At 58.2% G+C, this 25,344-nt stretch carries 28 protein-coding genes and 1 other RNA gene; 14 read left to right on the forward strand and 15 right to left on the reverse strand.

Annotated features, from left to right (window positions below; translation table 11 throughout):
- Positions 1-113 precede the first annotated feature (113 nt).
- The gene (locus EO133_RS17290; RefSeq protein WP_127073909.1) at positions 114-383 is read right to left on the reverse strand and encodes a glycine zipper domain-containing protein; all 270 of its coding nucleotides are present in this window, start codon (positions 381-383) and stop codon (positions 114-116) included.
- Positions 384-764: 381 nt separating this feature from the next.
- On the opposite strand from EO133_RS17290, the gene EO133_RS17295 reads away from it, so the two are divergent.
- Positions 765-2,111, forward strand: coding sequence for an MATE family efflux transporter (locus EO133_RS17295; RefSeq protein ID WP_244640701.1), 1,347 nt, complete (start codon positions 765-767; stop codon positions 2,109-2,111).
- 6 nt (positions 2,112-2,117) lie between these two features.
- Here the strand turns inward: EO133_RS17295 and pncB are convergent, their stop codons facing one another.
- Complete coding sequence (gene pncB, locus EO133_RS17300; RefSeq protein WP_127073911.1) at positions 2,118-3,428, reverse strand: nicotinate phosphoribosyltransferase; 1,311 nt, start codon at positions 3,426-3,428, stop codon at positions 2,118-2,120.
- Positions 3,425-4,024, reverse strand: coding sequence for a bifunctional nicotinamidase/pyrazinamidase (gene pncA / locus EO133_RS17305; RefSeq protein ID WP_127073912.1), 600 nt, complete (start codon positions 4,022-4,024; stop codon positions 3,425-3,427). Before pncA ends, pncB begins: the two co-directional genes overlap by 4 nt.
- Before the next feature lie 141 nt (positions 4,025-4,165).
- On the opposite strand from pncA, the gene EO133_RS17310 reads away from it, so the two are divergent.
- Positions 4,166-4,654, forward strand: coding sequence for a YbaK/EbsC family protein (locus EO133_RS17310; protein ID WP_244640699.1), 489 nt, complete (start codon positions 4,166-4,168; stop codon positions 4,652-4,654).
- A gap of 22 nt (positions 4,655-4,676) precedes the next feature.
- The gene (locus EO133_RS17315; protein ID WP_127073913.1) at positions 4,677-5,621 is read left to right on the forward strand and encodes a calcium/sodium antiporter; all 945 of its coding nucleotides are present in this window, start codon (positions 4,677-4,679) and stop codon (positions 5,619-5,621) included.
- A 4-nt stretch (positions 5,622-5,625) separates the two neighbouring features.
- Here EO133_RS17315 and miaA read toward each other — a convergent pair whose 3' ends face one another.
- Positions 5,626-6,519, reverse strand: coding sequence for a tRNA (adenosine(37)-N6)-dimethylallyltransferase MiaA (miaA, locus tag EO133_RS17320; RefSeq protein WP_127073914.1), 894 nt, complete (start codon positions 6,517-6,519; stop codon positions 5,626-5,628).
- A gap of 10 nt (positions 6,520-6,529) precedes the next feature.
- Here miaA and serB point away from each other — a divergent pair, with 10 nt between their 5' ends.
- Genes serB through EO133_RS17335 form a run of 3 tightly spaced genes read left to right on the forward strand, consistent with a single transcriptional unit; the run spans position 6,530 to position 8,397 of the window.
- Entirely contained in the window at positions 6,530-7,405 is an 876-nt protein-coding gene (gene serB, locus EO133_RS17325; RefSeq protein ID WP_127073915.1) for a phosphoserine phosphatase SerB, read from the forward strand.
- Positions 7,402-7,944: a GNAT family N-acetyltransferase gene (locus EO133_RS17330; RefSeq protein ID WP_127073916.1), complete on the forward strand. Its 543-nt coding sequence runs from the start codon at positions 7,402-7,404 to the stop codon at positions 7,942-7,944. The genes serB and EO133_RS17330 overlap by 4 nt, the downstream gene beginning before the upstream one ends.
- Positions 7,945-8,001: 57 nt before the next feature.
- Complete coding sequence (locus EO133_RS17335; protein ID WP_127073917.1) at positions 8,002-8,397, forward strand: GFA family protein; 396 nt, start codon at positions 8,002-8,004, stop codon at positions 8,395-8,397.
- Between the two features lie 6 nt (positions 8,398-8,403).
- On the opposite strand, the gene EO133_RS17340 is transcribed toward EO133_RS17335, so the two are convergent.
- The 8 genes from EO133_RS17340 to EO133_RS17375 form a co-directional block, all read right to left on the reverse strand.
- Positions 8,404-8,589 (reverse strand): DUF2065 domain-containing protein, encoded by a 186-nt coding sequence (locus EO133_RS17340; protein WP_127073918.1) that lies wholly within the window; start codon positions 8,587-8,589, stop codon positions 8,404-8,406.
- Positions 8,590-8,663: 74 nt separating this feature from the next.
- The gene (gene hflC, locus EO133_RS17345; protein ID WP_127073919.1) at positions 8,664-9,773 is read right to left on the reverse strand and encodes a protease modulator HflC; all 1,110 of its coding nucleotides are present in this window, start codon (positions 9,771-9,773) and stop codon (positions 8,664-8,666) included.
- Entirely contained in the window at positions 9,773-10,891 is a 1,119-nt protein-coding gene (hflK, locus tag EO133_RS17350) for an FtsH protease activity modulator HflK (protein WP_127073920.1), read from the reverse strand. The genes hflC and hflK overlap by 1 nt, the downstream gene beginning before the upstream one ends.
- Positions 10,892-11,049: 158 nt before the next feature.
- Positions 11,050-11,826, reverse strand: coding sequence for a phosphodiester glycosidase family protein (locus EO133_RS17355; protein ID WP_127074037.1), 777 nt, complete (start codon positions 11,824-11,826; stop codon positions 11,050-11,052).
- Positions 11,827-11,857: 31 nt separating this feature from the next.
- Positions 11,858-12,370, reverse strand: a complete 513-nt coding sequence (locus EO133_RS17360; RefSeq protein ID WP_127073921.1) for a dihydrofolate reductase — start codon at positions 12,368-12,370, stop codon at positions 11,858-11,860.
- Entirely contained in the window at positions 12,367-12,846 is a 480-nt protein-coding gene (locus EO133_RS17365; protein ID WP_127073922.1) for a GNAT family N-acetyltransferase, read from the reverse strand. Before EO133_RS17365 ends, EO133_RS17360 begins: the two co-directional genes overlap by 4 nt.
- A gap of 13 nt (positions 12,847-12,859) precedes the next feature.
- Positions 12,860-13,210, reverse strand: coding sequence for a nucleoside triphosphate pyrophosphohydrolase family protein (locus tag EO133_RS17370; RefSeq protein ID WP_244640698.1), 351 nt, complete (start codon positions 13,208-13,210; stop codon positions 12,860-12,862).
- A complete protein-coding gene (locus EO133_RS17375) occupies positions 13,207-14,001 on the reverse strand; it encodes a thymidylate synthase (RefSeq protein ID WP_127073923.1) in 795 nt (264 codons plus the stop codon). The genes EO133_RS17370 and EO133_RS17375 overlap by 4 nt, the downstream gene beginning before the upstream one ends.
- A gap of 91 nt (positions 14,002-14,092) precedes the next feature.
- Here EO133_RS17375 and ssrA point away from each other — a divergent pair.
- From ssrA to EO133_RS17390, 3 genes are all read left to right on the forward strand, one after another.
- Positions 14,093-14,450, forward strand: a transfer-messenger RNA (tmRNA) gene (gene ssrA, locus EO133_RS17380).
- Positions 14,451-14,599: 149 nt separating this feature from the next.
- Positions 14,600-15,103, forward strand: a complete 504-nt coding sequence (locus EO133_RS17385; protein WP_127073924.1) for an SspB family protein — start codon at positions 14,600-14,602, stop codon at positions 15,101-15,103.
- Between the two features lie 9 nt (positions 15,104-15,112).
- Positions 15,113-15,319 (forward strand): ribbon-helix-helix domain-containing protein, encoded by a 207-nt coding sequence (locus tag EO133_RS17390; RefSeq protein ID WP_127073925.1) that lies wholly within the window; start codon positions 15,113-15,115, stop codon positions 15,317-15,319.
- Between the two features lie 2 nt (positions 15,320-15,321).
- On the opposite strand, the gene EO133_RS17395 is transcribed toward EO133_RS17390, so the two are convergent.
- Positions 15,322-18,999 (reverse strand): AsmA family protein, encoded by a 3,678-nt coding sequence (locus EO133_RS17395; RefSeq protein WP_280516105.1) that lies wholly within the window; start codon positions 18,997-18,999, stop codon positions 15,322-15,324.
- A 219-nt stretch (positions 19,000-19,218) separates the two neighbouring features.
- Here EO133_RS17395 and EO133_RS17400 point away from each other — a divergent pair, with 219 nt between their 5' ends.
- The 4 genes from EO133_RS17400 to EO133_RS17410 all read left to right on the forward strand — a co-directional run bounded on the left by EO133_RS17400 (position 19,219) and on the right by EO133_RS17410 (position 22,820).
- Positions 19,219-21,546, forward strand: a complete 2,328-nt coding sequence (locus EO133_RS17400; RefSeq protein WP_127073927.1) for an ATP-dependent helicase — start codon at positions 19,219-19,221, stop codon at positions 21,544-21,546.
- Between the two features lie 111 nt (positions 21,547-21,657).
- The gene (locus EO133_RS17405) at positions 21,658-21,882 is read left to right on the forward strand and encodes a DUF3072 domain-containing protein (protein ID WP_127073928.1); all 225 of its coding nucleotides are present in this window, start codon (positions 21,658-21,660) and stop codon (positions 21,880-21,882) included.
- 78 nt (positions 21,883-21,960) lie between these two features.
- A complete protein-coding gene (locus EO133_RS20340) occupies positions 21,961-22,128 on the forward strand; it encodes a hypothetical protein (protein ID WP_164735074.1) in 168 nt (55 codons plus the stop codon).
- Entirely contained in the window at positions 22,125-22,820 is a 696-nt protein-coding gene (locus EO133_RS17410; RefSeq protein WP_127073929.1) for an HAD family hydrolase, read from the forward strand. Before EO133_RS20340 ends, EO133_RS17410 begins: the two co-directional genes overlap by 4 nt.
- Here EO133_RS17410 and EO133_RS17415 read toward each other — a convergent pair.
- The gene (locus EO133_RS17415) at positions 22,817-23,674 is read right to left on the reverse strand and encodes an AraC family transcriptional regulator (RefSeq protein WP_244640697.1); all 858 of its coding nucleotides are present in this window, start codon (positions 23,672-23,674) and stop codon (positions 22,817-22,819) included. The two genes, EO133_RS17410 and EO133_RS17415, sit on opposite strands and share 4 nt — an antisense overlap.
- A gap of 535 nt (positions 23,675-24,209) precedes the next feature.
- Between EO133_RS17415 and EO133_RS17420 the strand changes: the two genes are divergently transcribed.
- Entirely contained in the window at positions 24,210-25,079 is an 870-nt protein-coding gene (locus tag EO133_RS17420; protein ID WP_164735075.1) for a 50S ribosomal protein L11 methyltransferase, read from the forward strand.
- Between the two features lie 79 nt (positions 25,080-25,158).
- Here the strand turns inward: EO133_RS17420 and EO133_RS20345 are convergent, their stop codons facing one another.
- Positions 25,159-25,302 (reverse strand): hypothetical protein, encoded by a 144-nt coding sequence (locus EO133_RS20345; RefSeq protein ID WP_164735076.1) that lies wholly within the window; start codon positions 25,300-25,302, stop codon positions 25,159-25,161.
- Positions 25,303-25,344 lie beyond the last annotated feature (42 nt).

Consider the following 25,344-nt stretch of genomic DNA (forward strand, 5'->3'; position numbering starts at 1 on the left):
GCTATTGGTAGTCAGCCCATGCCATGGGGTCAACCCTAAAAATCACCGGCCAGAATCAAAAAAGGCCCGCACCTTACGGTACGAGCCCTTTTTCTAAAGACTATGCCTGCCGATTAGCCAGCCGGGCAGTTGTCGATATAAAGGCGTCCGTCCGGAGCACGGAAATAGCAACGTTCGGGTTCGCCGGCCACTTGACCAACGACCGCACCAGCTACGCCGCCAACAGCAGCGCCGATTGCAGCACCCTGAATTGTGCCAGTGGTAACCCCGCCAATCACAGCACCGGCACCAGCACCCACGGCAGCGGTCTGCTGCGTCCGCGTACATGCCGTTCCTGCCATAAGCGCGGTAAGAGCTATACCAATAACCAACATTTTCTTCATAATTAAAGCCTCCTTGAGCACACTGGCCAAACCTCACCTGCTCTTTAACGTGGAAAGCCGCCCTTCGTTCCACTGACAGGCCATAAAAAGCGAAACCGGCACATGCCAAGTTTCAGTCTTTTGAGGTTCACCTTCACTAGTTAACGCAAAAATATCAGTTCTTACAAGGACTTTCCTTTCCCAGAGAACTGAGCATGCATCACTGTAACGCCCATTGCGGCCCAAATATGGACTGACAAATCAGTTGCATCGGTGTAGGGACACTGCTCGGTCTGCAATTTCACCTTCGCGGGCCATTCAATGTCCTGTGGGAAGGCTTGAACAATGTCATCGGCTATAGAGGCACGCCCGGCACGCAGTTGGGCGGGAGAATTCCGTGCCATGTTTATTCTGGCGTGGCCGCTCGTCGTCGCGCAATTGGCGCAGAACGCCCTGTTCACTACCGACGTCATCATGATGGGCTGGCTCGGCCCGGAATTCCTGGCCGGCGGCACGCTGGCAACGGCATTTTTCTCGCCATTCCTGCTGCTTGGTGGCGGCATTGTCGGCGCGGTCGCTCCGCTTGCAGCCCAAGCCCTTGGCGGCAAGAAGATCAAGAACGTCCGCCGGGTTATCCGGCAAGGTTTTTGGGCTTGCCTGATCGTTTCGGCGCTTCTCATCCCGTTGATCTGGCAGATCGGCCCGATCTATCGGATGCTCGGCCAGGACCCTGTGCTGATCTCCCACGCCGAAACCTATATGCACATTGCCGTCTTTGTGCTCTTGCCTGGTCTGGGCCTGTTTGCGATCCGCGCATTTCTGTCTGCACTGGGCTCGACCCAGGTCATTCTCTACGTCACTCTAGGGGGTGTAGTCATCAATGCCCTGTTCAACTACGCACTGATGTTCGGCAATTTTGGCTTCCCGCGCCTTGAGTTGCGCGGAGCTGCAATCACCACCGTCATCGCCAATATTGCCATGTTCCTGGCGCTGATGATCTTCACCCTGCGCCACCGCCGCTACAAGCGCTTCCACATCCTCCTGCGCCTCTGGAAGCCCGATTGGCAACGGCTGCGGGATATCTTCAGGATCGGCACACCGATTGGCCTGACCATCATGGCAGAAGTCGGCCTGTTCTCGGTTGCAACGGTGTTCATCGGATGGCTGGGTACGGATGCAGTTGCCGCTCATGCGGTTGCGCTGCAATGCGCTTCGCTTGCCTTTATGGTACCGCTCGGCATCGGCATGGCCTCGACCGTTCGGGTGGGCCTTGCCTTTGGATCGGGCGATAACGATGGCGTAACCAAGGCTGGCTGGATGTCGATATATGTGGGCACCGGGTTCATGGCCATCACTGCTTTGGCCTTCATCACCATGCCCGGAATTTTCGTACGCCTGTTCCTCGATCCGACTGACCCGGCCAATGCGGCAGCATTGGCTTTGGCCGCGGTCTATCTGGGCATGGCTGGCCTGTTCCAACTGGTTGATGGAGCGCAGGTGGTTGCGGCCAGCGCATTGCGCGGACTTTCCGACACCAAAATCCCGATGTTCGTTGCCATCTTCAGCTATTGGGTGATCGGGATGCCGGTGGCCTATATCGCAGGCTTTGTCTTCGATCTCGAGGGCATCGGCGTTTGGCTCGGCCTTGCTGCGGGGCTTGCCGTTGCCGCAGTCGTACTGACAGCCCGCTTCGCCATGCGGGAAAAACTGGGCTTGCTGAATCGCTCACACCTGATCGGCGCGCAATAGCACCCATCACACAAGCACAGGCTGTTCGGCCATATCCTCATTGCCGAACAGTCGCATGTAGCGCGCAATCTCATCGGGTTCACCAACGGCCTTTGCCGGGTTATCCGACAGTTTCACCGCCGGACGCCCATTGGCGCTTGAAACCTTGATGACCATGGAGACCGGCTTGAGTTGCGGTGTATAGGCGGGCGCCACGCCTGCAAAATCATTGGTGAGATTTGTGCCCCAGCCAAAAGCCATGCGCACGCGGCCATCGAAATGGTGGTATGCAGCTTCGATAGAACCGACATCGAGCCCGTCCGAAAAAATCAGCAATTTCTCGCGCGGATCGCGCCCATGCTCTTTCCACCATGAAATGATCTTTTCCCCGCCTTCGATGGGCGGCGCGCTATCGGGCCTGAACCCGGTCCAGTCTGCCACCCAATCTGGCGCGTCGCGCAGAAACCGCGCCGTGCCGAATGCGTCGGGCAAAACGATCCGCAGATTGCCATCGTAATAGCGCTGCCAGTCCTCCAGCACCTTGTATGGTGCCTCCTTAAGCGCTGCATCATCCTTGGCGAGTGCTGCAGCTACCATCGGCAATTCATGCGCGTTGGTGCCCAGAGCTTCCAGATCGGTATCCATCGCAAGCAGCACATTGGAGGTGCCCGTCAACGCCTCGCCCAGCCCTTCCTTGAGCGCCTCCACACTCCAGCGTTGCCAGAGAAAGCTGTGCCGCCGCCGCGTTCCGAAATCGGAAATCTTCAGGTCGGGCAGTTTTTTCAGTCGCTCCACCTTTTCCCAGGTCTTGGCTTTCGCGCGCGCATAGAGCACATCGAGCGTAAAGCGTCCCATGCCATCCATTGCGGCGCGAGAACGCAATTCATTGAGTATTGCGAGTGCAGGAATTTCCCACATCGTTGTTTCGACCCAGCGCCCGTGGAAATGCAGCTCGAACTGCCCGTCATGCGCCGAAAGCTCATAATCGGGCAATTGGAAATCTTCCAGCCAGGCCAGAAACTCGGGCGCAAATATCTGCTTGGTGCCATAAAAGCTGTTGCCCGCCAGCCAGATCATTTCCTTTTTTGAAAATCGCAACGTCCGCGCATGGTCGAGTTGTTCACGCAAGCTCCCAATATCGATCTCTTCGGCCAGCCGGACGCTTGTGGTGCGGTTGGTCAGCGAGAAGGTTGCGTCCACATCGCGATAAAGCCCCCAAATCATCTGGAGCATAAGCAGCTTGTAAAAGTCGGTATCCAGCAGCGACCTTATGATCGGATCGAGCTTGAAGGCGTGGTTAAAGACGCGCCGTGCAATATCGGTTTTGGACGTGCTCAATTGATCTCAACCCCAGCGTCGCGCATTTTGCCCATCATCGTTTCCATCGACCCCGCCAGATCGATACCCCGGCACGCCTTGAGCAGAACCGACGCTGAAAAGCCCTGCTTGACTGCATCGAGCGCCGAATAAGCGACGCAGAAATCGGTGGCCAGCCCCACAAGTGTCAGGTCGGTCAGCCCGCGTTCGCGCAGATAGCCTGTCAGCCCGGTAGGCGTCTGGTGATCGTTCTCAAAAAAGGCCGAGTAGGAATCGATGCCAGGCCGAAAGCCCTTGCGGATGATCAGTTCGGCCCGGCTGGTTTCAAGATCGGGATGAAAGGCCGCGCCATCGGAGCCGATGACGCAGTGGTCGGGCCATAACCGTTGCGGGCCATAAGGCATATCGGTGTCGTCGAACGGCGCTTTGCCGGGATGCGAGGACGCAAAGCTGGAATGGCCAGCCGGATGCCAGTCCTGGGTTAAAACGACGTGCGGAAATTCGCCCATGAGCGCGTTAATGACAGGCACGACCGCATCGCCGTCATCGACCGCAAGCGCGCCGCCGGGGCAAAAATCGTTTTGCACATCGATGACAATCAGCACCTTGTTGCTCATTGCGGCCTCCATGGGTCCATTCTCGTACGTCCCTAACCGGGACATCTGCTCTCACTCCAGTGGCCGCACAATCGGCGCTATTTCCCCCGCCCGTCAACTCCCCACTTGACCTAAAATTTAATGCGTGGAACCTCAGGGCTCATGAACACGCCAATCATCGAACTTCGTCAATCCGAACAGCGCGTTGCCGCTGCCCTTGCCGAACACGGCCTGCCCGGCAGCGTCATCGTGCTCGATCAACTCGCGACCACCGCGCAGATGGCAGCCGATGCGCTGGGTATTGAGGTGGGGCGCATTGTAAAATCGCTGGTCTTTGCAGGGGCAGAAACGACAACGCCTTACATGCTTTTGGTTTCGGGCGCTAACCGCGTCCATGAAAGGCGCGTAAGCCGGTTGATCGGCGAAAAGCTCGTCCGTTCCGATGCCGATTTCGTGCGCGATATAACCGGCTTTGCCATCGGTGGCGTATCGCCGCTTGGCCATCTCAAGCAAATGTCGCTATGGATCGATGAGGATCTGTTTGCGTTTCAAACCGTTTGGGCAGCAGCGGGTAATGCCCGCTCGGTTTTTGAAATCAAGCCTCAGGACCTTGCAAGGGCAACCGGCGCCAAGCGCATAAATGTCACCTGACACCTAACGGAGTTCCCTTCCCATGGTCTATGTCACGCTGCTGATCGGCTTTGTTCTGCTCATTGCTGGCGGTGAAGGCTTTGTGCGCGGGGCGGTTTCGATTGCCCGCAAGTTCGGCATGTCCCCTCTTCTGATCGGCCTGACGCTGATGAGCATCGGCACCTCGCTGCCCGAACTCGTGACCTCGGTTCAGGCAGCGCTGGATGGCGCGCCGGGCATTGCCGTTGGCAATGTGGTCGGCTCCAATATCGCAAACATCCTACTGATCCTTGGCATCACAGCGCTTATCTTCCCGGTAATGGTCGATAAGGGTGTGCTCTATCGCGATGGCGGCGTATTGGTGCTCGCGTCACTGGCCTGCCTTGGCGTTGTGGCCATCGGCGCGCTGAGCCGCACAGCAGGCTTCATCTTCATTGTGCTTCTGGTCGCCTATATCTCACGCACTTACGCCATCGAAAAACGTAACACAGCCGCACTCAGGGCCAGTGAAAGCGTACGCGCCAAAGCCAGGCAAGAAAATCTCTGGCTTGCTATCGTGCTGACGCTTGGCGGCATGGCGCTCATCATTGCCGGCGCCCGACTGCTTGTTTCCAGCGCGGTTGAACTGGCGACCGCCTTTGGTGTCTCTGAAACGATCATCGGCCTGACAGTGGTTGCCATCGGCACGTCACTGCCCGAACTTGTAACGTCCGGCCTCGCAGCCATCAAACGCCATACCGACATGGCGCTGGGCAATATCATCGGCTCTAACATTTTCAACATCTTCGCCATTATGGGCGCAACCGCGCTGGTGCAGCCGATCCCGGTCCCAAATGAAATCATCGGCTTCGATATCTGGGTCATGCTGGCGGCAACGGGCCTGCTGCTGGTGTTCGCCTACACGGGCCGAACCATCGTCCGCTGGGAAGGCGGCGTGTTCCTTGCCGGCTATATTGCCTATCTTGGCTGGCTGGTGCTCACGCTCTGACGCGTCACGCAAACGGATCGATAAACTGCCAATCGCTCATGCGGTTGCGGAACCATGTCGATTGCCGCTTGGCATATTGCCGCGTCGCGATTACCGATTTTTCTACCGCCTCCGCGCGCGAAATATCGCCCGCCAGCATGGCCGAGATTTCACTGACACCTATGGCCTTCATCGCTGGCAGGGATGGGTCGAGCTTGCGCGCCAGAAGTACCTCGACCTCCTCGACTGCCCCCTGCTCCATCATCGCCTCAAACCGCTCCGCAATGCGTCGCCGCAGCAATCCACGCTCCGGCATCAGCACAATTTTTTCGAGCCAGTAATCTTCCAATAACCCCGGCGATTTATCTCCCTGATATGCGCTCAGGGGCTTGCCGGTTGCCGACAGCACCGAAAGTGCCCGCACCACCCTCTGCGGATCAGCCACCTTTAGCCGCGCTGCAGTTTCCGGGTCTTTTTCGACCAGCAACGCCATGCGTTCATCGGCATCGAGCCCTTGAATCATTTCCTCAGCAGCTTGAATCTCTGCATGAGGAATGGGTGGAATTAATGCGAATCCTTTTATGAGCGCATCAAAGTAAAGCCCTGTTCCGCCAACGAAAATCAGCTCCTGATTCTTTTCGTGAGCCTGTTGAATCATTTTGCGCACATCGAAAAGCCACGCCCCGGTCGAATATCGCACCACCGGATCGACATGCCCAAACAGATGATGAGGCGCCGCGGCCAATTCCTCCGCCGATGGCCGCGCCGTAAGCCGGTTGAGCACATCATAGACCTGCATGGAATCGGTATTGACGATCAAGGCATCGCGTCGGCCGGCAAGCGTAATCGCCTTGGCTGTCTTGCCGCTGGCGGTCGGACCCGCTATCAAAACCGCACGCTTGCCACTCACACTGGTCATGGAATTTCCGATGTCCGTACTTTGCCTTATCGCCAATCCGAATGAACCGGTTCTCTCGCGCACGCTGGTCGAAGCGATACACAGGGAAACACATGGCGAAATCAACTGGCTTGCGCAAGGCATAGCCTGCGAGATCATTGCCCCCAAGGCCGCTGACCCGGTTTCGATTGCCCGCGAAATCGTCGCGCCACTGCCTATCGATGCAGCACTCGTGCCGGTCGCAAATCGGCGCAAGCAGCTTCTCCTCGCCGACATGGATTCCACCATGATCGAGCAGGAATGTATCGATGAATTGGCCGCTGCCCTCGACATCAAGCCGCAGGTTGCCGAAATCACCGAACGCGCCATGCGTGGTGAACTCGATTTCGAACAGGCACTCGATACCCGCGTCGCCCTGCTCAAGGGCCTCGAACGCAAGATCATCGAGGAAGTCCGTCGCGAACGCATCACGCTGATGCCCGGCGGACGCGCATTGATCCAGACCATGAAGGCCTATGGCGCCTATACCGCGCTTGTTTCGGGCGGCTTCACGCTCTTTGCAGATTACTTTGCCAAGCGGATCGGTTTTGACGAAGCAACCGCCAATGTGCTGGAATTTGACGCCGAAAACCGCCTCACGGGCACGGTCGCAAAGCCGATCGTCGACAAGGACGTAAAACGCGCCCGCCTCGAAACCCTGGCCGCTGAGCGCAACATCAAGCCTGCGCTGACCATGGCGGTTGGCGATGGCGCCAACGATCTCGACATGCTGTCGGCGGCGGCGCTCGGCGTTGCCCTCCACGCCAAGCCCAAGGTCGCGGAGATGGCAGATGTGCGCATCGATCACGGCGATCTCACGGCTCTGCTCTATCTGCAAGGCTATGCCGAGGACGATTTCGTACGATGAGGCTGGAGACCGAGCGCCTGATCCTGAGGCCCTGGACCGATGCCGACCGCGCGCCCTATTGCGCCATTTGCGCCGACCCCGAGGTGCGGCGCTATTACCCCTCCGTTCTCACCGCGGACGAAACCGAAGCCATGATCGATAGGATGATCGCCGGACTCGACCGCGACGGCTTCGGCTTTCTCGTAGCCGAGCGCAAGTCGGATGGCGCCATGCTAGGTGACATCGGCCTTTCGCCAGTTCCCATGCCATTGCGCGGCAGTCCGAAAATCGAGATCGGTTGGCTATTGGGCCGTGCATTTTGGGGCCAGGGCTATGCGCCCGAAGCGGCCCGCGCATGCCTTGCCCATGCCTGGGACGTCCTGGATGCCGACGAAGTGGTTGCCTTTACCTCCATTCCGAACGGCCCCTCCCGGCGCGTGATGGAAAAGATAGGCATGACGCGCGACCTGCAGGGCGATTTCGAGCACCCTGAGATTGCCGAGGGGCACCCGCTGCGGTCGCACATCCTTTACCGCATCGCAAATCCCTTGCGCTCCTGACACAGCCTGTCAGCACGTTCAGCCAACCTGTCTCCACTGCAAATCAGGAGATGAGTCATGCCGATCAAAGGAAGCTGCCATTGCGGTGCAACGCAATTTGAAATCGACTTCACGCCCGAGAGCGCCACACGTTGCAATTGCACCTTCTGTACCAAGCGCGGTGCGCTCTGGATCTATGGTGAGCCCGACAAGTTCCGCCTTCTGACGCCAATGGATGCCAACACGCGCTATTCACCCACTTGGGAAGAAAACAAACACTATTTCTGCGCCACCTGCGGCTGCACGACCTTTTCGGACAACCCCGATTATTCGCTCTTTATGACCGATCCCGAAAACGCCGAAGCCAATTTCGATCCCTCAAAACGCCGAATTTCGGTCAATCTCTGGCTGCTTGACGACTTCGACATCCAATCGGTGCCCATCGAACATATCGATGGCCGCAACGGCTGGTAGTGCGGCTCACATACGCACAAGCATCAGTAGTCCCAGCCCGATACAGGCGATAACCAACGCACCTACCCGCAACTGCTGTGACGGCATTTCGAGCAGTTGTGCCACCATGCGCTTCATCTGTTCGGGAAATGCGGCATAGAGCACGCCCTCAATCACAACAGCCAGAGCCAGTGCCGCTAACAGATCGCTCATATCTCAATCCCAAATCGTTCCAACGAAAAAGGGCGCGCAAGCTGCGCGCCCTCGATCACTTGGCCCCACCCGGCTTATTGAGCCGGTGCAGGCTCGGCGTCTTCTTCGACCTCAGTGCCCAGATTTTCGTCCTCGAGCAGTTGCTCAAGATCAATATCGTCAAGCGCGTCAAGATCGATCGAACCGTCTTCCGGCGAGAACAGCAGGCTGTCCGTCGAGAGCAGATCTTCAAACTGCGAACGATCGACCGGCTCCTCGGATGGGCCTTCAATCCCGATATCGATCGGCGCTGCGGTCGGTTCCGGGAACTCCGGCAATTCGCCACCCGAACCGAAGAAGCGGAAGAACGCCGAGTCAGGCGAGAGCAGCATCGTGGTGTTTCCATCCAGCAATGCGTTCCGGTACGCTTCCATCGAGCGATAGAAGTCGAAGAAGGCTTCGTCTTGCGAATAGGCCTGCGCAAACAGACGGTTCCGCTCAGCGTCACCCTCACCTCGGATGATTTCCGAGTCGCGGTTGGCAGCTGAAACGATTTCGACGGCCTGACGATCGGCAATAGCGCGCAGGATCTGCGCCTGTTCCTGACCACGAGCACGAAGGAATGCCGCTTCCGCAAGACGTTCGGCAATCATGCGCTCATAGGTTTGAGCGGAGACTTCCGGCGTCAGATCGGTCACCAGAATACGCACGTCGACGACGTCGATCCCCAGTTCCACCATATCGGCAGCCACGAGATCGCGGGCCTCACGCATCATTTCCGCACGCTGTTCGGACAGCGCCGCATCGAATTCCCGCAGACCGTAAACACCACGCAGAGCCGATTCAAACCGGGTAGCAATGCGCTGTTCGGCAAGCTGAAGGCTGCCGAGCACCGATTGACGGAACCGGATTGGATCTTCAATGCGATAGGTAATGAACGCATCCACGACATAGAACTGACCGCCCGAAACCTGCAGTCGAATCCGCTCAAGGTCATAGCGGAGCAACCGCTTGTCGATGAACTGGACCTGTTCGACGAAATCGGTCGGAATCTTGAAGTAAAGACCCGGCTCGCGGATTTCGCGCGTGATTTCACCGAAACGCGTGACGATTGCCTGTTCACGCTCGTTGACCACGAAAAGCGAGGACAACAGAACATATGCGGCAATAACGAGGACGATAATTGCAATAACGAGTCTATTCATTATTGGTTACCTCCCTGCACGCCGGTGGCGGGCTGGCTTGAACCGGTGCCTCGCAGTTCAGGCAGCGGCAGATAGGGCAGAACGCCCGATCCGGTCGTGCCACCTTCAACCAGAAGTTTGTTGGACCCGGCAAAGACCTCTTCCATGGTTTCAAGGAAGATGCGCTGACGCGTGACTTCCGGCGCGTTGCGATATTCGTTGTAAACGGCAACAAAGCGGGCTGCCTGACCCTGTGCTTCGTTGACCACACGGTCGCGATACGCTGCTGCTTCTTCACGGATCGAAGCGGCTTGGCCGCGCGCACTACCCAGAAGGGTATTGGCATACTGCCGGGCTTCTTCCTGGAAGCGGTCTTCGTCCTGCAGCGCGCGCTGCACTTCATCGAACGCATCGGCCACTTCAGCCGGCGGTGCAACGTTTTCGATCGAGATGTTGGAAATCGTCACGCCGACTTCATAGCTTTCGAGAATCTGCTGCGTGATCTGCTGAACCTCAAGTGCAATACCGGCACGGTCGTCGCGGAACACCGCTTGGGCGGTACGACGGCCAACCACTTCGCGCATCGCACTTTCCGCAGCCTGACGCACCATTTGATCCGGATCGCGAACCATAAACAGGTATTCGCGAGGATTTGTGATACGCCACAGGATCGAAAAGCTCATATTGACGATGTTCTGATCGCCCGAAAGCATCAGCCCGTCATTGCTCTGCTGCCCTGCGAGCGAACCCACACGAGTCTGGTTTTCCGTGGTCGACGCACGCTCTACGCGCTCAATCGGCCAGAAATGGAAGTGCAGGCCTGGCAAAGAGAATTCGTCCTTGGGCTGGCCAAACAGCAACTCAACGCCAATTTCCTGAGGAGCGATCTGATAGATCGACTGAGAACCCCAGAACACCAGAAGCGCAGCGACACCGCCCAGAATGGCCCAACGGCCACCGGGAAGTCCACCGCCGAATTGTTGACGGCCGCGGGCAAGAATATCCTCTAGGTTCGGCGTGTTGTTGCCGCCCCCACCGGGTCGGCGCGGTCCACCGCCGCCGCCGCCACCGCCGGGCGATTGCCCCCAGGGGCCTCCGCTTCGGCCACGACGGCCTTTGTTATTGTCTTCCCACGGCATCTCGTCCCTTTCGGTTTGTCGTGAAATTATTTGTGCTTGTGCGGGTTATATAGGGAACCGCGCATTTTGGATCAATGAAAACCGGACGCGGCATTGCCGCCATTCCCCACTATCAACACGCTTGTGATCGCGTGTCCCCCATCAACACTCGTAACACGTTACTCTGCAATACCAAAGATCGCCCCAAACCCGCCATGCCAGGAGCGATCATTGCGACCAATGAAAGGATGATAGATCCCGACCCCGCGCCCACCATCGAGGAACAGGGCGTTGGGGCATTCCAGATGGTCGCGAAACAGGCGTGCGAAGTCATGGAAATTGACACCCCCCTCACTCAATGCGAAGCGGACACGGCCATCGGCGCATACGCCAACCCCACTTCTGCGCGTTCTGTCCGATGATCCTTCGATAAAGGCCGGATGCAGCGTGTTCTCGATAACCAGCATCGGACCGGACTGCGTGGCGAATCGCACTTCACTATCAAGGTCGGCAAACGCTTCGGTCGAGACGACGCCGGCGCCCGTCTCATCGATATAAAAGACGCCGTTTGGCTGCTTATAGAAATTGGGCACCTGCGCGGGCGGGCCATCCAGGGTTCTTGTATTGAGCGGACGCAATTGCCGGCCATGCTCGATATGAAGGCCGACCGGCGTAAAATCGGTCATGTACATGCCAGCATTGATCGCAAAGACGAGTTGCCGCCCCTCTCGGGCAAGCGCGTTGGCCAACTCGGAAAAATGCCGAAACGGCTCATTGTTCCCGCCGCGCCAGAATAACTGAAGGTCGTCGGTTCCCGGCTCTACCGTGCAGACGATAAAATCGGATCGTTCAAAATTTTCACGCTCGCATTCCCGAGCGCTGGCCGACTGTATCGGTAACAGCGCCACCATGAGCGCCAGCACCATCCCCGCCATGCCTGTCTTGATCCTGATCATCGCCATTCAACTCTGCTTCCGCCCGGCAAAACTATCGCCGCTCGTAAATCGCGATCTGATAGTCTGCCTCATCCTTTTCGCTTCGCGGCACGTCGGGCCGCTCGACTACCACCCATTGGCCAGGATCGATCTCGGGGAAATAGCTATCTCCCTCTGCCTCCGCTTCCACATGGGTAATGTAAAGTCGCTCGGCGCTATCGATCGCCTGCCGGTAAATATCTCCACCGCCATTGATAAAAATTTCATCCTTGCCATCGCGCATCGCGACAGCCTTTGCCCGGTCGATGGCCGCATCGAGTGAAGCGAAGACCTCGACGCCTTCGGGCTTATAGTCGGCATTGCGGGTGACAACGATATTGGTGCGCCCCGGCAATGGCCGCCCGATACTTTCAAACGTTTTGCGCCCCATCACAAGCGGTTTGCCCATCGTCGTGGCCTTGTAAAAGGCAAAATCGGACGGCAGGCGCCACACCAGCTTGCCGCCGGCTCCTATGGCACCGTTCCGCCCCACAGCCGCGATCATGGCAATACGCACCGTGCTCATTGGCTTGCCAGCTTCTCCAGTTCCGGCCCGCTCACGCGGCATGTCGTCCATTCATCGTGCAACACTGCGCCCTGCGCCTTGTAAAAGTCGATTGCAGTCTCGTTCCAGTTCAGCACCCACCAGCTCAGGCGCCCCAGCCCCTCTGCCTTGCACCGCTTTGCAAGATTGACCAGCAAGGCCTTGCCAATACCATTACCGCGCGCATCGGGATCGACAAACAGGTCCTCAAGCCAGATACCGTGGCGTCCCTGAAAGGTTGAATAGGTGTAATACCAGAGCGCAAAGCCCACTGGCTCGCCTTCCTGTTCCGCGATTTCGCAAAAAACCCGAGCCTCCGGACCGAAAAGATCCCGGTCAATGTCTGCTTCAGTCGCCGTTACCTCATCGTTGAGCCGCTCGAACTCGGCAAGGCGGATAATAAATTCAAGTATAAGAGCCGCATCCCCTTTTTGGGCGCGTCGTATCGTTAAAGTCATAAAACCTCGAACACTATTCTGTTTTGAGATATCTGAACCATTTCCGGTTCAGCGCCTCGACAAGATCGATGTCATGCTCATGCGCATAAAGCAAAAGTAGGGCGAAAACATCGGCAGCCTCATCGGCCCGCGCTTCTTCAAGCATTTGTGAATCCTCGCCGTTGCGGCGCCCGCGCCCCGTGACCTTCAAATGCGCTGCGATCAGCTCGCCGGTTTCCTCCGACAGCTTGAGCGCGGACCAATCCTTGTCGCGATCGATTTCGCACCGCTTGGCATAGGTATCGGAAACCAGCCCCACAGCCCGGCTCAAATCGCCAATGGCCTGCCGCGACGTATCGAGATCGGGCTTTTGTTGCACCGTCACACCGAAACCTCCGCCTTGATATGGGGATGGGGGTCGTAATCGACGATTTCAAAATCCTCGAACTCGAAATCAAAGATCGACTGGCGCTTGTTCTTGATCACCAGTTTTGGCAACGGGCGCGGCTCGCGGGTCAGTTGCAATCGGGCTTGCTCGAAATGGTTGGCATAGATATGCGCATCACCAAAAGAATGGATGAAGTCGCCAACCTCGAGGCCCGTTACTTCGGCCATCATATGCGTGAGCAGCGCGTAAGATGCGATATTGAACGGCACGCCAAGGAAAATATCGGCAGAGCGCTGGTAAAGCTGGCATGAGAGCTTGCCCTCGGCCACATAGAACTGGAACAGGCAATGGCAGGGCGGCAGCGCCATATTGTCCACCTCCGCCGGGTTCCAGGCCGAAACGATATGCCGCCGGGAATCCGGCCTCGTGCTGATCTGCTCGACAAGGTTTGCGATCTGGTCGATATGCTCACCCTTGGGTGCGGGCCAGTTGCGCCACTGGCTGCCATAGACCGGCCCCAGATCGCCATTCTCATCTGCCCATTCGTCCCAGATCTTGACCCCGCGCTCCTGCAACCAGCGCACATTTGTTTCCCCGCGCAGGAACCATAAAAGCTCGTAAATTATCGAGCGCAAATGCAGCTTCTTGGTTGTGACCAGCGGAAACCCCTGTGCAAGGTCGAAACGCATCTGGTAGCCAAAGACCGAACGCGTTCCAGTGCCGGTCCTGTCGGCCTTGTCGACACCGGTTTCCATAACGTGAGCCATGAGATCGAGATATTGCTTCATGGGCGTCAAACTAACGTGATTCTGGCCGCTATTCCTGCCCTAAATTCTCCCTTTACCCACGATGCACCCCATTGGGAAAACCGCAAGCAAACCCCTTCCAATCCCAATCGCCAACCCTTATATTGGTCGTGCTGGCAACAGCTATGGCGATAAATTGCCATCGTAATAAACCCATCGGACCCGGGGGCAGTACCCGGCGCCTCCACCATTACCCTTTGATTGAAAGGGCTTTTATGGGGGCGAAACAGGATCGACGAGGGCGTAAAGGGTGTGTTTTCGCTCGGCATGGTACCACCGTTATCGGACTAAAACTTATAGTTGCAAATGACAACAATAAGGCTCCGGTCGCTGTCGCTGCGTAAGCAGTGTTAGCACTGGGAATTTAAGCCCTTCGCTCCTAGCCGGGTGAAGGCGGGGTCCGCAGGCACCTGGCAACAGAAGCCTGCATTTCTTCCTTCGCGCTTGAATTTTTGCCTGATATTAGGCTGATATGACGTTTAGAGATTCGCTCGGGCGCTGAGCTGCCTGCTATTTTTCCCATGCTCGCGTCAGGGCAGCAGTTCAGTCTCAATCATAGAGCAAAGGAAGCGCACAGATTATGGCCGAAGATCACATCCGTTACGACATTCTGGCTCAGGAGGCCCTGCGCGGCGTCGTTCGGAAGGTGTTGTCCGAGGTCGCAAAAACCGGCCTGCCCGGCGAACATCATTTCTTCATTTCCTTTGTGACCCATGCCCCAGGCGTTCGGCTCAGCCAGCGTCTTTTGGCCCAGTACGACAAGGAAATGACGATCGTTCTGCAAAACCAGTATTGGGATCTCAAAGTCACCGACACCGCATTTGAGGTCGGGCTGTCCTTTGACGGTCAGAACGAAACGCTTCATATCCCGTTCTCGGCTGTAAAGGGCTTCTTCGACCCCTCCGTCCAGTTCGGCCTGCAATTTGACGTCGGGGAAACCGATGCAAGCAAGCCCAAGCTCGTCAAAACCGACGACGATCATACGGACGACGCGACACAGGACAATGGCGATACCGACGGCCCCGATGACGAACCAGGTGGCGAAAAGGTCGTGAGTCTGGATTCTTTCCGCAAGAAACCCTGATTTTCGCAGGTGGAGAAGCGTTCGCTCACCATTGCCGGCCACCGCACCTCAATCGCGCTTGAGCCGGAATTCTGGGCAGCGCTTTACACCGTGGCCGCGGCACGTGATCTGCCCGTCAGCCAGCTGATCGCTGAAATCGACCAATCCCGGCAGACCGGAAACCTTTCCTCCGCCATAAGGGTTGCCGTGCTCCAGCACTTCAGGGGCGAGCAATAGGCCTATAGATTTTCAGCCGGCTCGCTGGGCGGCAGCATGAATATTGATGACCCCGGAGTGCCCGGCGGCAAAATCAGCGGCGGCACGAGCGGCACGACAGGGGCTGGCGCAGCCTGGGTGTCTGGTTCGGCTGCATCTTGTGCCTGGCTACTGGCATCCTGCAATTGCTGTTCCAGCTCCTCGATGAACCGCAACCGCTCTTCCATTTCCAACCGCTCGGCTTCCTCGCGCTGCTGGCGCAGCAATTCTTCGGTCTGGCGCCGCGCTTCCTCTTCCATCATACGCGCTTGTTCTTCCGCCGCAGCGCGCTGGCGTGCCTCCTGTTCCGCCCGGAGCCGTTCAAGTTCTTCGAGTTCAAGTTCGTAGGCCCGCATCTGAATGGCATCGACCATCTGCGTAAGATCGAGTTCGCGTTCAGGCGCATCGAGCGGTCCGGTCACATTGACACCAATCCTGCCCGTGGTTTCGGTAATCAGTCCGTTGCCGCCATGATTTTGGGTTGATGCCAGCGTCCATCCGCCATTGATCATCAATTGCGCAATGTCGATCTGCCCGCTCCCCAGCAGCCGCGCGTTGCGCCCATCCATGGCAATATTGGATACACGCAGGTTGCCACCGGCAATCACGAAAAGCCCACCCGCTTCTTCGGCCAGAAACGGCCCAGAATCGAGTGCTGTCAAAACCAGCATTTCCAGCGTTTCCGGATCGAGTTCCACAAGGTTGTCTATGCTCGCAGCCGAAGCGAAAACCGCTGGCGAAAACCGTTCCGCCCGCACTTGTGAAATGGTGAAGCTACCATCGCCGGTCAAGGCGTCGGCCATGGCGGCGAAACTATCGCCATTGGCCTGAAACTGACCGCCGGCGTTCAAGATCCCGCTGACAATATTCGCAGTATCGGATGGCAGCAGTGCCTCAAGATCCACCCCTTCGATGGCAAAGCGGCCTGTAAGGCTCTTGTCGGCAAGTTGCGATGCGCAGCACAGCCCTGCTTCCAGCGTCAAGGTGCCAGTGCCCAACTGCGCCTGCAAACTTCTGATCCGCACATCTTCATGGTCCCAGGCAAAGTCGAACTGCGTATCGCGCAACACTTCCACCTCGCCATTAAACACGACAGGGGTTTGAATTGCGATACGCCCGCGCGTCCTGCGCTGGGATGCTCCGATGTCGAATGGGCCGTCGGGCCACACATCTGTCTCCAGTTGCAACATCGAAGCCGGCCCGCCCAGCATTGCGCCCAGCGTCTGCACATCCATGGCATCGAAAGCAAGCGCGCCGCCCACCGTCGCGCTTCGAGTCTGCGCCGCATAGGAAAGTTCGCCCGTCACCTGCCGGTCGCCGGCAAAAGCCGCGATATTGGAAAGCGTTACGCTTTGATTGCCAACAAAGCCGACATCCGCCTGCCCTTCAAGACCGGGAAAATAAACCCCGGTGGCCCCGGACATGTCCATCAACGCCACGGAATCGAGCAACAGGAAAGAGGTCTGCCCCTGCCCCTGAATGGCGGCGAGATCGGCAAGGTTGAGCGAACCGGAAAAGTCGATCCGCTCGCCACCGCCTTCCACAGTCACTTCCGCTTCCATGCGTGAAGACGGGTTGCCATAGGCATAGAGATTGAGGATAGCACCATCCTCGCCCGCGATGATCGGTGCCATACCAAACTGCTCAAGCAGATCGACACCGCTATCGGCAACAGCTTCCAAAGCGAGCGTCGCGTGCCCATTGCCAAAAGCAAATGCGCCCCCGGCGATATCTGCGGTCAGCCATAGATCGACCTGCCCGGCACGTCCTTCAAACGATACAGTCTGGCCGCCATCCTGACGCGGCGCATCCAGATCGAGCTTCATTTCAACCGGCAGGTTTATCTGGGCGAGCTGCCGCAGGCGATTTTCCGGCCCGGCTGGCCCGAACATAAGGTCGAGCAGCGCCGCATTACGCCGCACATGGACCGTACCGCTGCCCGAAAGAACAGGCGCATTCAGCGTGCCTGAAACAAGCGCCGATCCTTCAAATGCAGCGCCCCCGAAATCCTGCACGGCAAGGCCATCCACCCTCAGCCCATCCGCATCCCAACTGGAAACCAGCGACAGGTCGCGAAATCGCTGACCGGCAAAACTGCCCGCCGCGGCAACAAGATCGAGCCGCCCCTCGGGAAAGCTCGCGCCAAACCGCCCGCCCCCGTCCAGAACCGGCAAGAACGCCAACAAGGCCTGGCTCTGCCGCGTCGTCATTTCCGATAGCCGTGCGCTGACATCGGCGCCGCTGCGCTCGCCGAACCGGATATGCAAACTGCCCGAATGGTTTGTGCCATCGAGCGTGAATATGGCATCGCTTATGCGCAAATGTTCGTTGGAAAGCTGCAACCGGCCTTCAAGCCCGCCTGCCATCCCGAATAGCGGATTGCCTTCCGATGCCCGCCGCCACAAGGCTGACAGCGCATCCAGGCGCTCCGCCGATGCCGATATCTGCCCATCGAATGCAGGCCATCCCGCTGCGCGGCCAAGCTGGCCGGAGAGGTTTATTATCGTATCGCCCGCCATGCGGCCGGAAAGCCGGTCGACATTCCACATAGCGCCGTCGCTTTGCGCATCCAGACGCACTTCGCGCAGGCTGACATTGCGCAACCCCAATTCGGAGATTTCCATACTGATACGCCCTGGCATCGCCGGCATCATCGGCTCGGGCATTTCCCGGAGCAGCTTGAGCAGCGCGAAAGGCTGCCCCTCGCCATCGTCCTCGATCACGCGCGGCAAAAGCGGTACGACCCCGCCCGATACCGATGCCTCGAAGCTGGGCGTTGCCCCTAGCGAGATTGAAGCCGAACCGGTCAGCCGTGTCGCAACCTGATCTTCATCGGGCATAAGCGTGAAGTCGCTAAGCAGCACCCTTTCGCCATCGGCCTGCATCGGGCTTGTCAGCACAAGATCGCCAGCGTCGGCGTCCACCAGATGCCTCTGGCTTTGCCGATAGGTCAGCGCACCATCAAAATCCGGCGCCGCTCCTGTACGCAACAAGCCTTCGATTGTCACCGAGTAAGTGCCGCTTTCAGGCCGCAGTCCTGCGGTGATCTGCATCGCGCCTTCCGGGTTCATTGCCGAAGTGCCGATGCGGGCGCTGTAACGCCCGCCCTCGTAAAGCCCCTGCGCCTGCACGGTGAACGGACCGCGCAATGCGTTCATGCGCATGTCACCGTCTATCTCTACCGCCGACCAGCTATTCCCGCTGCGCTGATCGGTGACTGCAAAGACGCCTTCGGAAAAGCGGGCATGGGCAATCGAAACATTGCTGGCAATAGCGTTTTCGGCCAAGGCAATCGGGGTTTCGAGTTGCCCTTGCTCGTTAATGGTCAGGTTCAGTTCCGGCCCGGTCAGTGCCAGGTCCGTGACCATATAGCGGTCACGCAGGAAGTCCATCAGCGAGAAATTCGCCTGCACATGTTGTGCCCGACCCAGCGGATTGTCCGGCGGCCCCAGCCGTATGTCGGCGATGCGCAATTGCGGTTGCGGCAACAACGTAAAGCCCATATCGCCGGCGATCGACACCTCGATCCCCAGCGCCTCGCTCGCCAAGGCCTCCATGCGGGGTTTATAGGCATCCCAATTCATGAAATGCGGAACAATAAATGCCGCACCCATCAGCAAGATCGCCAAAAGGCCTATGGCAATGTAAATCCGGTTGGCCAACCCACGCCGACTTTCGTTTTTCTAACGCATACTCGAAACGTGACGGACAATAGCACGCAATGCGATTCCGTCACCTGCTCTCTGGCACAGACTTTGTACGCCATTATGGCAGTGCGCAAGCACGCATAATCCCCGGCGTGCATATACTTTTGCGCCATATCCCCCTATATACTGCGCGTGAGAACAAAATAAGATTCGCCAAGGATATATTACCGCGCAATGTCAGCCGTTCCGCCGCATCGCCCGTCCGGCCCCATTACATCCCAGTTCGGCGCCCGCGCGCCTGCCTATCTTGATGGGCTGAATGCCGAGCAACGCGAAGCGGTCGAGAGCACCGAAGGCCCCTTGCTCGTCCTTGCAGGCGCTGGCACCGGCAAGACGCGCGTTCTGACCACCCGCATCGGTCACATTCTTGCGACCCGCCGCGCACGCGGCAGCCAGATCCTCGCCGTCACCTTCACCAACAAGGCCGCCCGCGAGATGAAGGAGCGCATTGCCAAGGTTGTCGGCGCCACCGTCGAGGGCATGCCGTGGCTGGGCACCTTCCACTCCATCGGCGCGCGTATCCTGCGCCGCCATGCGGAACTGGTCGGTTTGCGCCCCGATTTCACCATTCTCGATACCGACGACCAGATCCGGCTCATCAAGCAGCTTCTGTCCGCCGAAAATATCGACGAAAAGCGCTGGCCCGCCCGCCAGTTCGCCTCCATGATGGATGGCTGGAAAAACCGTGGCCAATTGCCAAAGGACGTTTCCGAAGCCGATGCCGGCTGGTTCGCCAATGGCAAGGGCAAGAAACTCTATACCGATTATCAGGCCCGGCTCAAAACCCTCAACGCCGCCGATTTCGGCGATCTGCTGCTCGAAGGCATCCGCCTGTTCAAGGAAAACCCGGAAATCCTCGCCCAGTATCACGACCGCTTCCGCTATATGCTGGTGGACGAATATCAGGATTCCAACACCGCCCAGTATCTCTGGCTGCGCCTTCTGGCCCAGTCGCGCGATGGCAAATCCCAATCCAACATCTGCGTTGTGGGCGATGACGACCAGTCTATTTATGGCTGGCGCGGCGCCGAGGTCGACAACATCCTGCGCTTTGAAAAAGACTTCCCCGGCGCCAAGGTCATCAAGCTCGAACGCAATTACCGCTCGACCTCCAACATCCTGTCCGCCGCCTCCCACCTGATTGCCCATAACGAGTCCCGGCTCGGCAAGACCTTGCAAACCGATGTGGGCGAACAAGGCGACAAACTGGCTGTAACCTCGGTCTGGGATTCGGAAGAAGAAGCCCGCCAGGTCGGCGAGGAAATCGAGCAGTTCCAGCGCCAGGGCGATTATCTCAACGACATGGCGATCCTCGTGCGCGCCTCGTTCCAGATGCGTGAGTTTGAAGAGCGCTTCATCACGCTTGGCCTCAATTATCGCGTTATCGGCGGCCCGCGCTTTTACGAGCGCCGCGAAATCCGCGATGCGCTGGCCTATCTGCGCATCATCGCCAATCCCGTTGACGATCTGGCGCTCGAGCGCATCATCAACGTGCCCAAACGCGGGCTGGGCGATGCCACGCTGCAGATCGTCCACGACACCGCCCGCGCCGCCAATATCCCGCTGGTCGCCGCCATCCGCGATCTGGTCGAGACCGAGGAGCTAAAGCCCAAGCAGCGCTCGACCTTCCGCGAATTTCTGCGCCAGATCGACGACTGGGCTGACCGGATGCGCACTATCCCGCATTTCGAGTTGGCCGAGCAGGTGCTCGATGAATCCGGCTATACCGCCATGTGGCAGAACGACAAGAGCGCCGATGCGCCGGGCCGGCTGGAAAATTTAAAGGAACTCATCCGCTCGATGGAAGAGTTTGAAAATCTCGGTGGCTTTCTCGAACACATCGCGCTGGTCATGGACCGAGATTCAGGCGACGCATCCGATGACGCCGTGTCGATCATGACGCTGCATTCGGCCAAGGGGCTGGAATTCGATACCGTCTTTCTCCCCGGCTGGGAGGAAGGGCTTTTCCCCCACCAGCGTGCGCTCGATGAATCCGGGCTTGCCGGACTGGAGGAAGAACGCCGCCTCGCCTATGTCGGCATCACCCGCGCCCGCAAACGCTGCCGCATTTCACTGGCTCAGAACCGCCGTATCCACGGCCTCTGGCAATCGGCCATCCCCTCGCGCTTTCTCGACGAATTGCCCACAGAGGTTGTCGAAGTCACCGATACCGGCTCGTCCTATGGCGGCTATACCTATGGCGGGCGTCAGACCACCCGGTTCGATGCCCGTGATCCATTCGACAGCGTTTATGAGACCCCCGGCTGGCAACGCGCCCAGCGCCAGCAGCAAAGCCGCAAAAGCCCCGGCCCGCTGACAATCGACGGTGATCTCGTCGCCCGCTCGTCCGGCCCATCCGCCGCCTATGATGTCGGCGAACGGGTCTTGCACCTCAAATTCGGCTACGGCACGGTCACCGCCACCGAAGGCAACAAACTCTCCATCGATTTTGAAAAAGCCGGGCCGAAAAAGGTGCTGGATAGTTTTGTAAAGCGGGGGTGAGCCTTCGTCAGCATGGTCAAAACCTTCCGCTGCGAACAGTCTTTTTAACATCCCGGAACTACTCGCCACCCCTCCCCGTTTCTCTGATCCAAGAACGAGGAGACGTCGAAAATGTCCGCCATTCATTCCGATATCGCGACCGCCAATCCTGATGCCTTTCGTGTCAACGACCACGAAGATGAGCTTTCAGGTGGCGGGCCGATGACGAGCGCCCAAAAGGCTGAACTGCTCTGCCTGTCCCAGCGCGCCGAGGAGCCCGACGCCTATGATGAAAACATCACGCATCTGGAGGCGGAAAACCGCATCAAGCTATTGAAGCGCAAGCTGGATGGGTGAGGTGCCTCCCCCACCTTGACGCAGGCGCACAAAAATCACACCTTCGCCCCGACGACACGGTAGCGAAGGTTTTCATTGATGGCAGAAAAGAACGGCAAGAAGCCCGAATATGGCAGCGACGCGCATAACAAGGCGATGGGCCGCGCCGCCTTCAAGTTCGCTGCCTTTCTCGCCGCCGTCATCGCGCTGTTTTATGCCGTGCAATGGCTGACCTACACCGGCCTTTCCGTCTTTTCCGGCCAATGACCCGCCTTACGACCATCGGGTTCGATGCCGACGACACGCTTTGGGAAAACGAGCATTTCTTCCGGCTCACCCAGGGTCATTTTACCGAGCTTTTGTCCGGCTATGCGGAACCCGAACACCTGGCAGCGCGCTTGCTCGAAGCGGAAAAGCGCAACCTTGCTCATTATGGCTTCGGCATAAAGGGCTTTACCCTGTCGATGATCGAAACTGCCATTGAAGTCACCGATGGCAAGGTGCCGGGCGAAGTGATCGGCCGCATCGTCAATGCCGGCCGAGAAATGCTTTCACACCCGATAGAGACCCTGCCTCACGTCCACGATACGCTCGAAGCGCTGACCGGCAATCATACCCTCGTTCTCATCACCAAAGGCGATCTTTTCGATCAGGAGCGCAAACTGGCCCAATCCGGCCTTGGCGAATTTTTCAACGCCGTCGAAATCGTCTCGGACAAGTCCGCTGCCACCTATGCCCGTGCCTTCTCCGCCCATGGCGATGGGCCGGATCGGGCCATGATGGTGGGTAATTCGCTACGTTCGGATGTGATCCCGGCCATTGAGGCTGGCGGATGGGGCATACATGTGCCCCATCAACTGACATGGGAATATGAGCACGCCGACGAACCCAAAGATACGCCACGCTATCGCAAGATCGCCGATCTGAGCCAGTTGCTGCCGCTGGTTGACGCCCTTTAAGCCTTGATCGGGATCAGGATGTCGAATCCACCACGACCGGTTACAGGGTGGAAGCGCTCGTCATAGCGTTCCAGCACGGCCTCCAACCCGTTTACAGTAACATCGCTATTGGGAATATGGTCGCTCCAGATCGCCTTCATGGTTGCCTGTATTTGCGACACATGTTCGCGATGGGTGAAAACCAGATAAGTCTGTTCCGGCAGCTTGAGAACATCGAGTTCGTCAGGCAAACCGCCGGTGTCCGGCGCGATCACCGCACACATATAGCGAAAACTGCTATCCTCCTCATTGAAATCCGTACAGACGCCGAACCAGATGTTTTCGGTCTCGCCCAGCGTGCCCTCATAGGCCTGGAAATCGGTCCATTGTGAGGGTATCCCGCTATTGTTGTCATAGCGATGGACGCGCCCCAGCCCCACAAGGGTCAATGGCCCGAGTTTTTCGCGCCGGGGCGGTTCGAGTGAAACGCGGGTTTGTGCTGCAGTATTCATTCTGATTGGCTCCACAAGCAGTGATGACATTATGTATTGCCCATCCCGCAAGCCTTCGGGCGTTACCCCGAACCGCTCGCGAAACGCGCGTGTGAAAGCCTCGTGGGAACCGTAGCCGACTTCAAGCGCCACATCGAGAATCGAGGGCGCGCCAACAGCCAGCAACCGCGCTGCCTCGGTCAACCTGCGTCCGCGCACATAATCCATGACCGAATATCCGGTTGCCGCGACAAAGCCGCGGCACATATGGAAACGCGAAACGCCACAGGCATCTGCAATGTCTTCAAGCTCAATCGTCTTGCGGAAATTGCTCTCGATGAACCAGAGCATCTTGTCGACAAACCCCAAAGGCCACTCCCTCATTCGCCTTCACGGCCAGACTATTCATGGAGCGCGTCGCTCCTGCTTGATCGGCCTTGCGGACTTGGCGTGTTTACTGGCCATGATCTTTTTCCGATTTCAATCTGCCATCTGGGTCAAACACTTTCCAAAGACCAACTTTCTTGCCCTTGGCATACCCCCCCTAATCCCAAACCTGCCCGTTTTCATGCCAGCGGGGCCATCGGCCATCCTGCGCATTGTCGATGAAAGCGCCTTCCTGCGACTTGTTGCCATTGGCGCGAAACCTCATCCACTGTCTCCCAGGGTGACGACCTAGGGGCTTTCTTTTGGGCGCTTGATGATTTTGGAACTGCCCCATGGAAAGCCTACGGCGAGGAGCCCGCGCGACGTTTCGCGCCCCCCGCCGGAGGGCCAGCGCAGCGCATAGGCGCAGAACTAGCGCCGTCATGTGCGATCGGTGCGGCCCGTGAGGCAAAACAACGAGGCCAAGCTATATCGTTGACTTGGGCCGCACCGCGCTTCACAACGCCACCGAACACAGCCAGACGGAATGCTTATGCCACAGGACCAGATTTCGACCCCACTCACAAAGGATCAGGCCTATGCGCTTGTCGACGCCGTGATGGAGCGAGACGATCTCGCCCTTACCGCGTCGGCCCATGAAGATGCCGGAACAGGAGAGTGGGTATTTGAGGCGACCTGCGACTCTCCGCCCGACATGCAAGCGTTTCAGGCGCTCGCACAAGAGATTCTTGGCGGTCAGGTAGGCTTTTCCGTCAATCCGCTCGACGATGAGACCGATTGGGTGTCCCGGTCACTGGAAGGGCTAAGGCCTGTTCAGGCTGGTGGCTTTTACATCTATGGCAGCCACGAGACTGTTGCGCCGCCCTTGGGCGTAACCCCGATCCGCATTGATGCGGCGCAGGCTTTCGGGACCGGGCATCATGAAACCACAACCGGCTGCCTTGAGGCGATCCAGCGCGTTCTCAAGCGCAAAAAGCCCGTTCGACCGATCGATGTGGGCACCGGCACCGGAATTCTAGCCATCGCCGTTGCCAAGCGCCGCCGCGTACCGGTTGTTGCTTCGGACATCGATCCGCTTGCCGTCGATATTACCCGCGACAACGCTCGGGAAAATGGCGTGGGGCATCTCATCATTCCAGTCGACGCCGCAGGGCTCGATCACCGGACGATCCAGGGCAATGCCCCCTATGACATGATTATCGCCAACATTCTGGCAGCGCCGTTGGTCTCGCTCGCGCCCGGCATTGGCAAAATTGCTGAACCGGGCTGCGCGATCATTCTGTCCGGTCTTTTAAACAAGCAGGCTCCGCGTATCGTAACGGCGTATCGCATGCAGGGCATGATTTTGCGCGACCGGCTCGAGCGCGGCGACTGGAGCACCTTGATCCTGGAAAAACGATAGCAAAAAGCCCCGGCGGCTGGCGGGCCGCTGGGGCTTTGGTTCAATTTCTCAGTCAAGGCCGGATGGCCTTGGCCGGAAATTATTCAGCATTCCCCTTACGGGATGTGCCGAAATCGCAGCCATATACGCGGCTGTAACGGTCGATCTGGCGGGCAGCTTCGCGGCTGCGGGCTTCGACCATTGCGTCGAGGGCCTTGCGGAAGAAGCTTTTGTCTTCAGCCATGTTCATCTCTCCATCATTGCAACGCGAAAAAGCGTTACTTCA

It is taken from the genome of Pelagibacterium lentulum (assembly GCF_003992625.1).
GTDB classification, from domain to species: Bacteria; Pseudomonadota; Alphaproteobacteria; order Rhizobiales; family Devosiaceae; genus Pelagibacterium; species Pelagibacterium lentulum.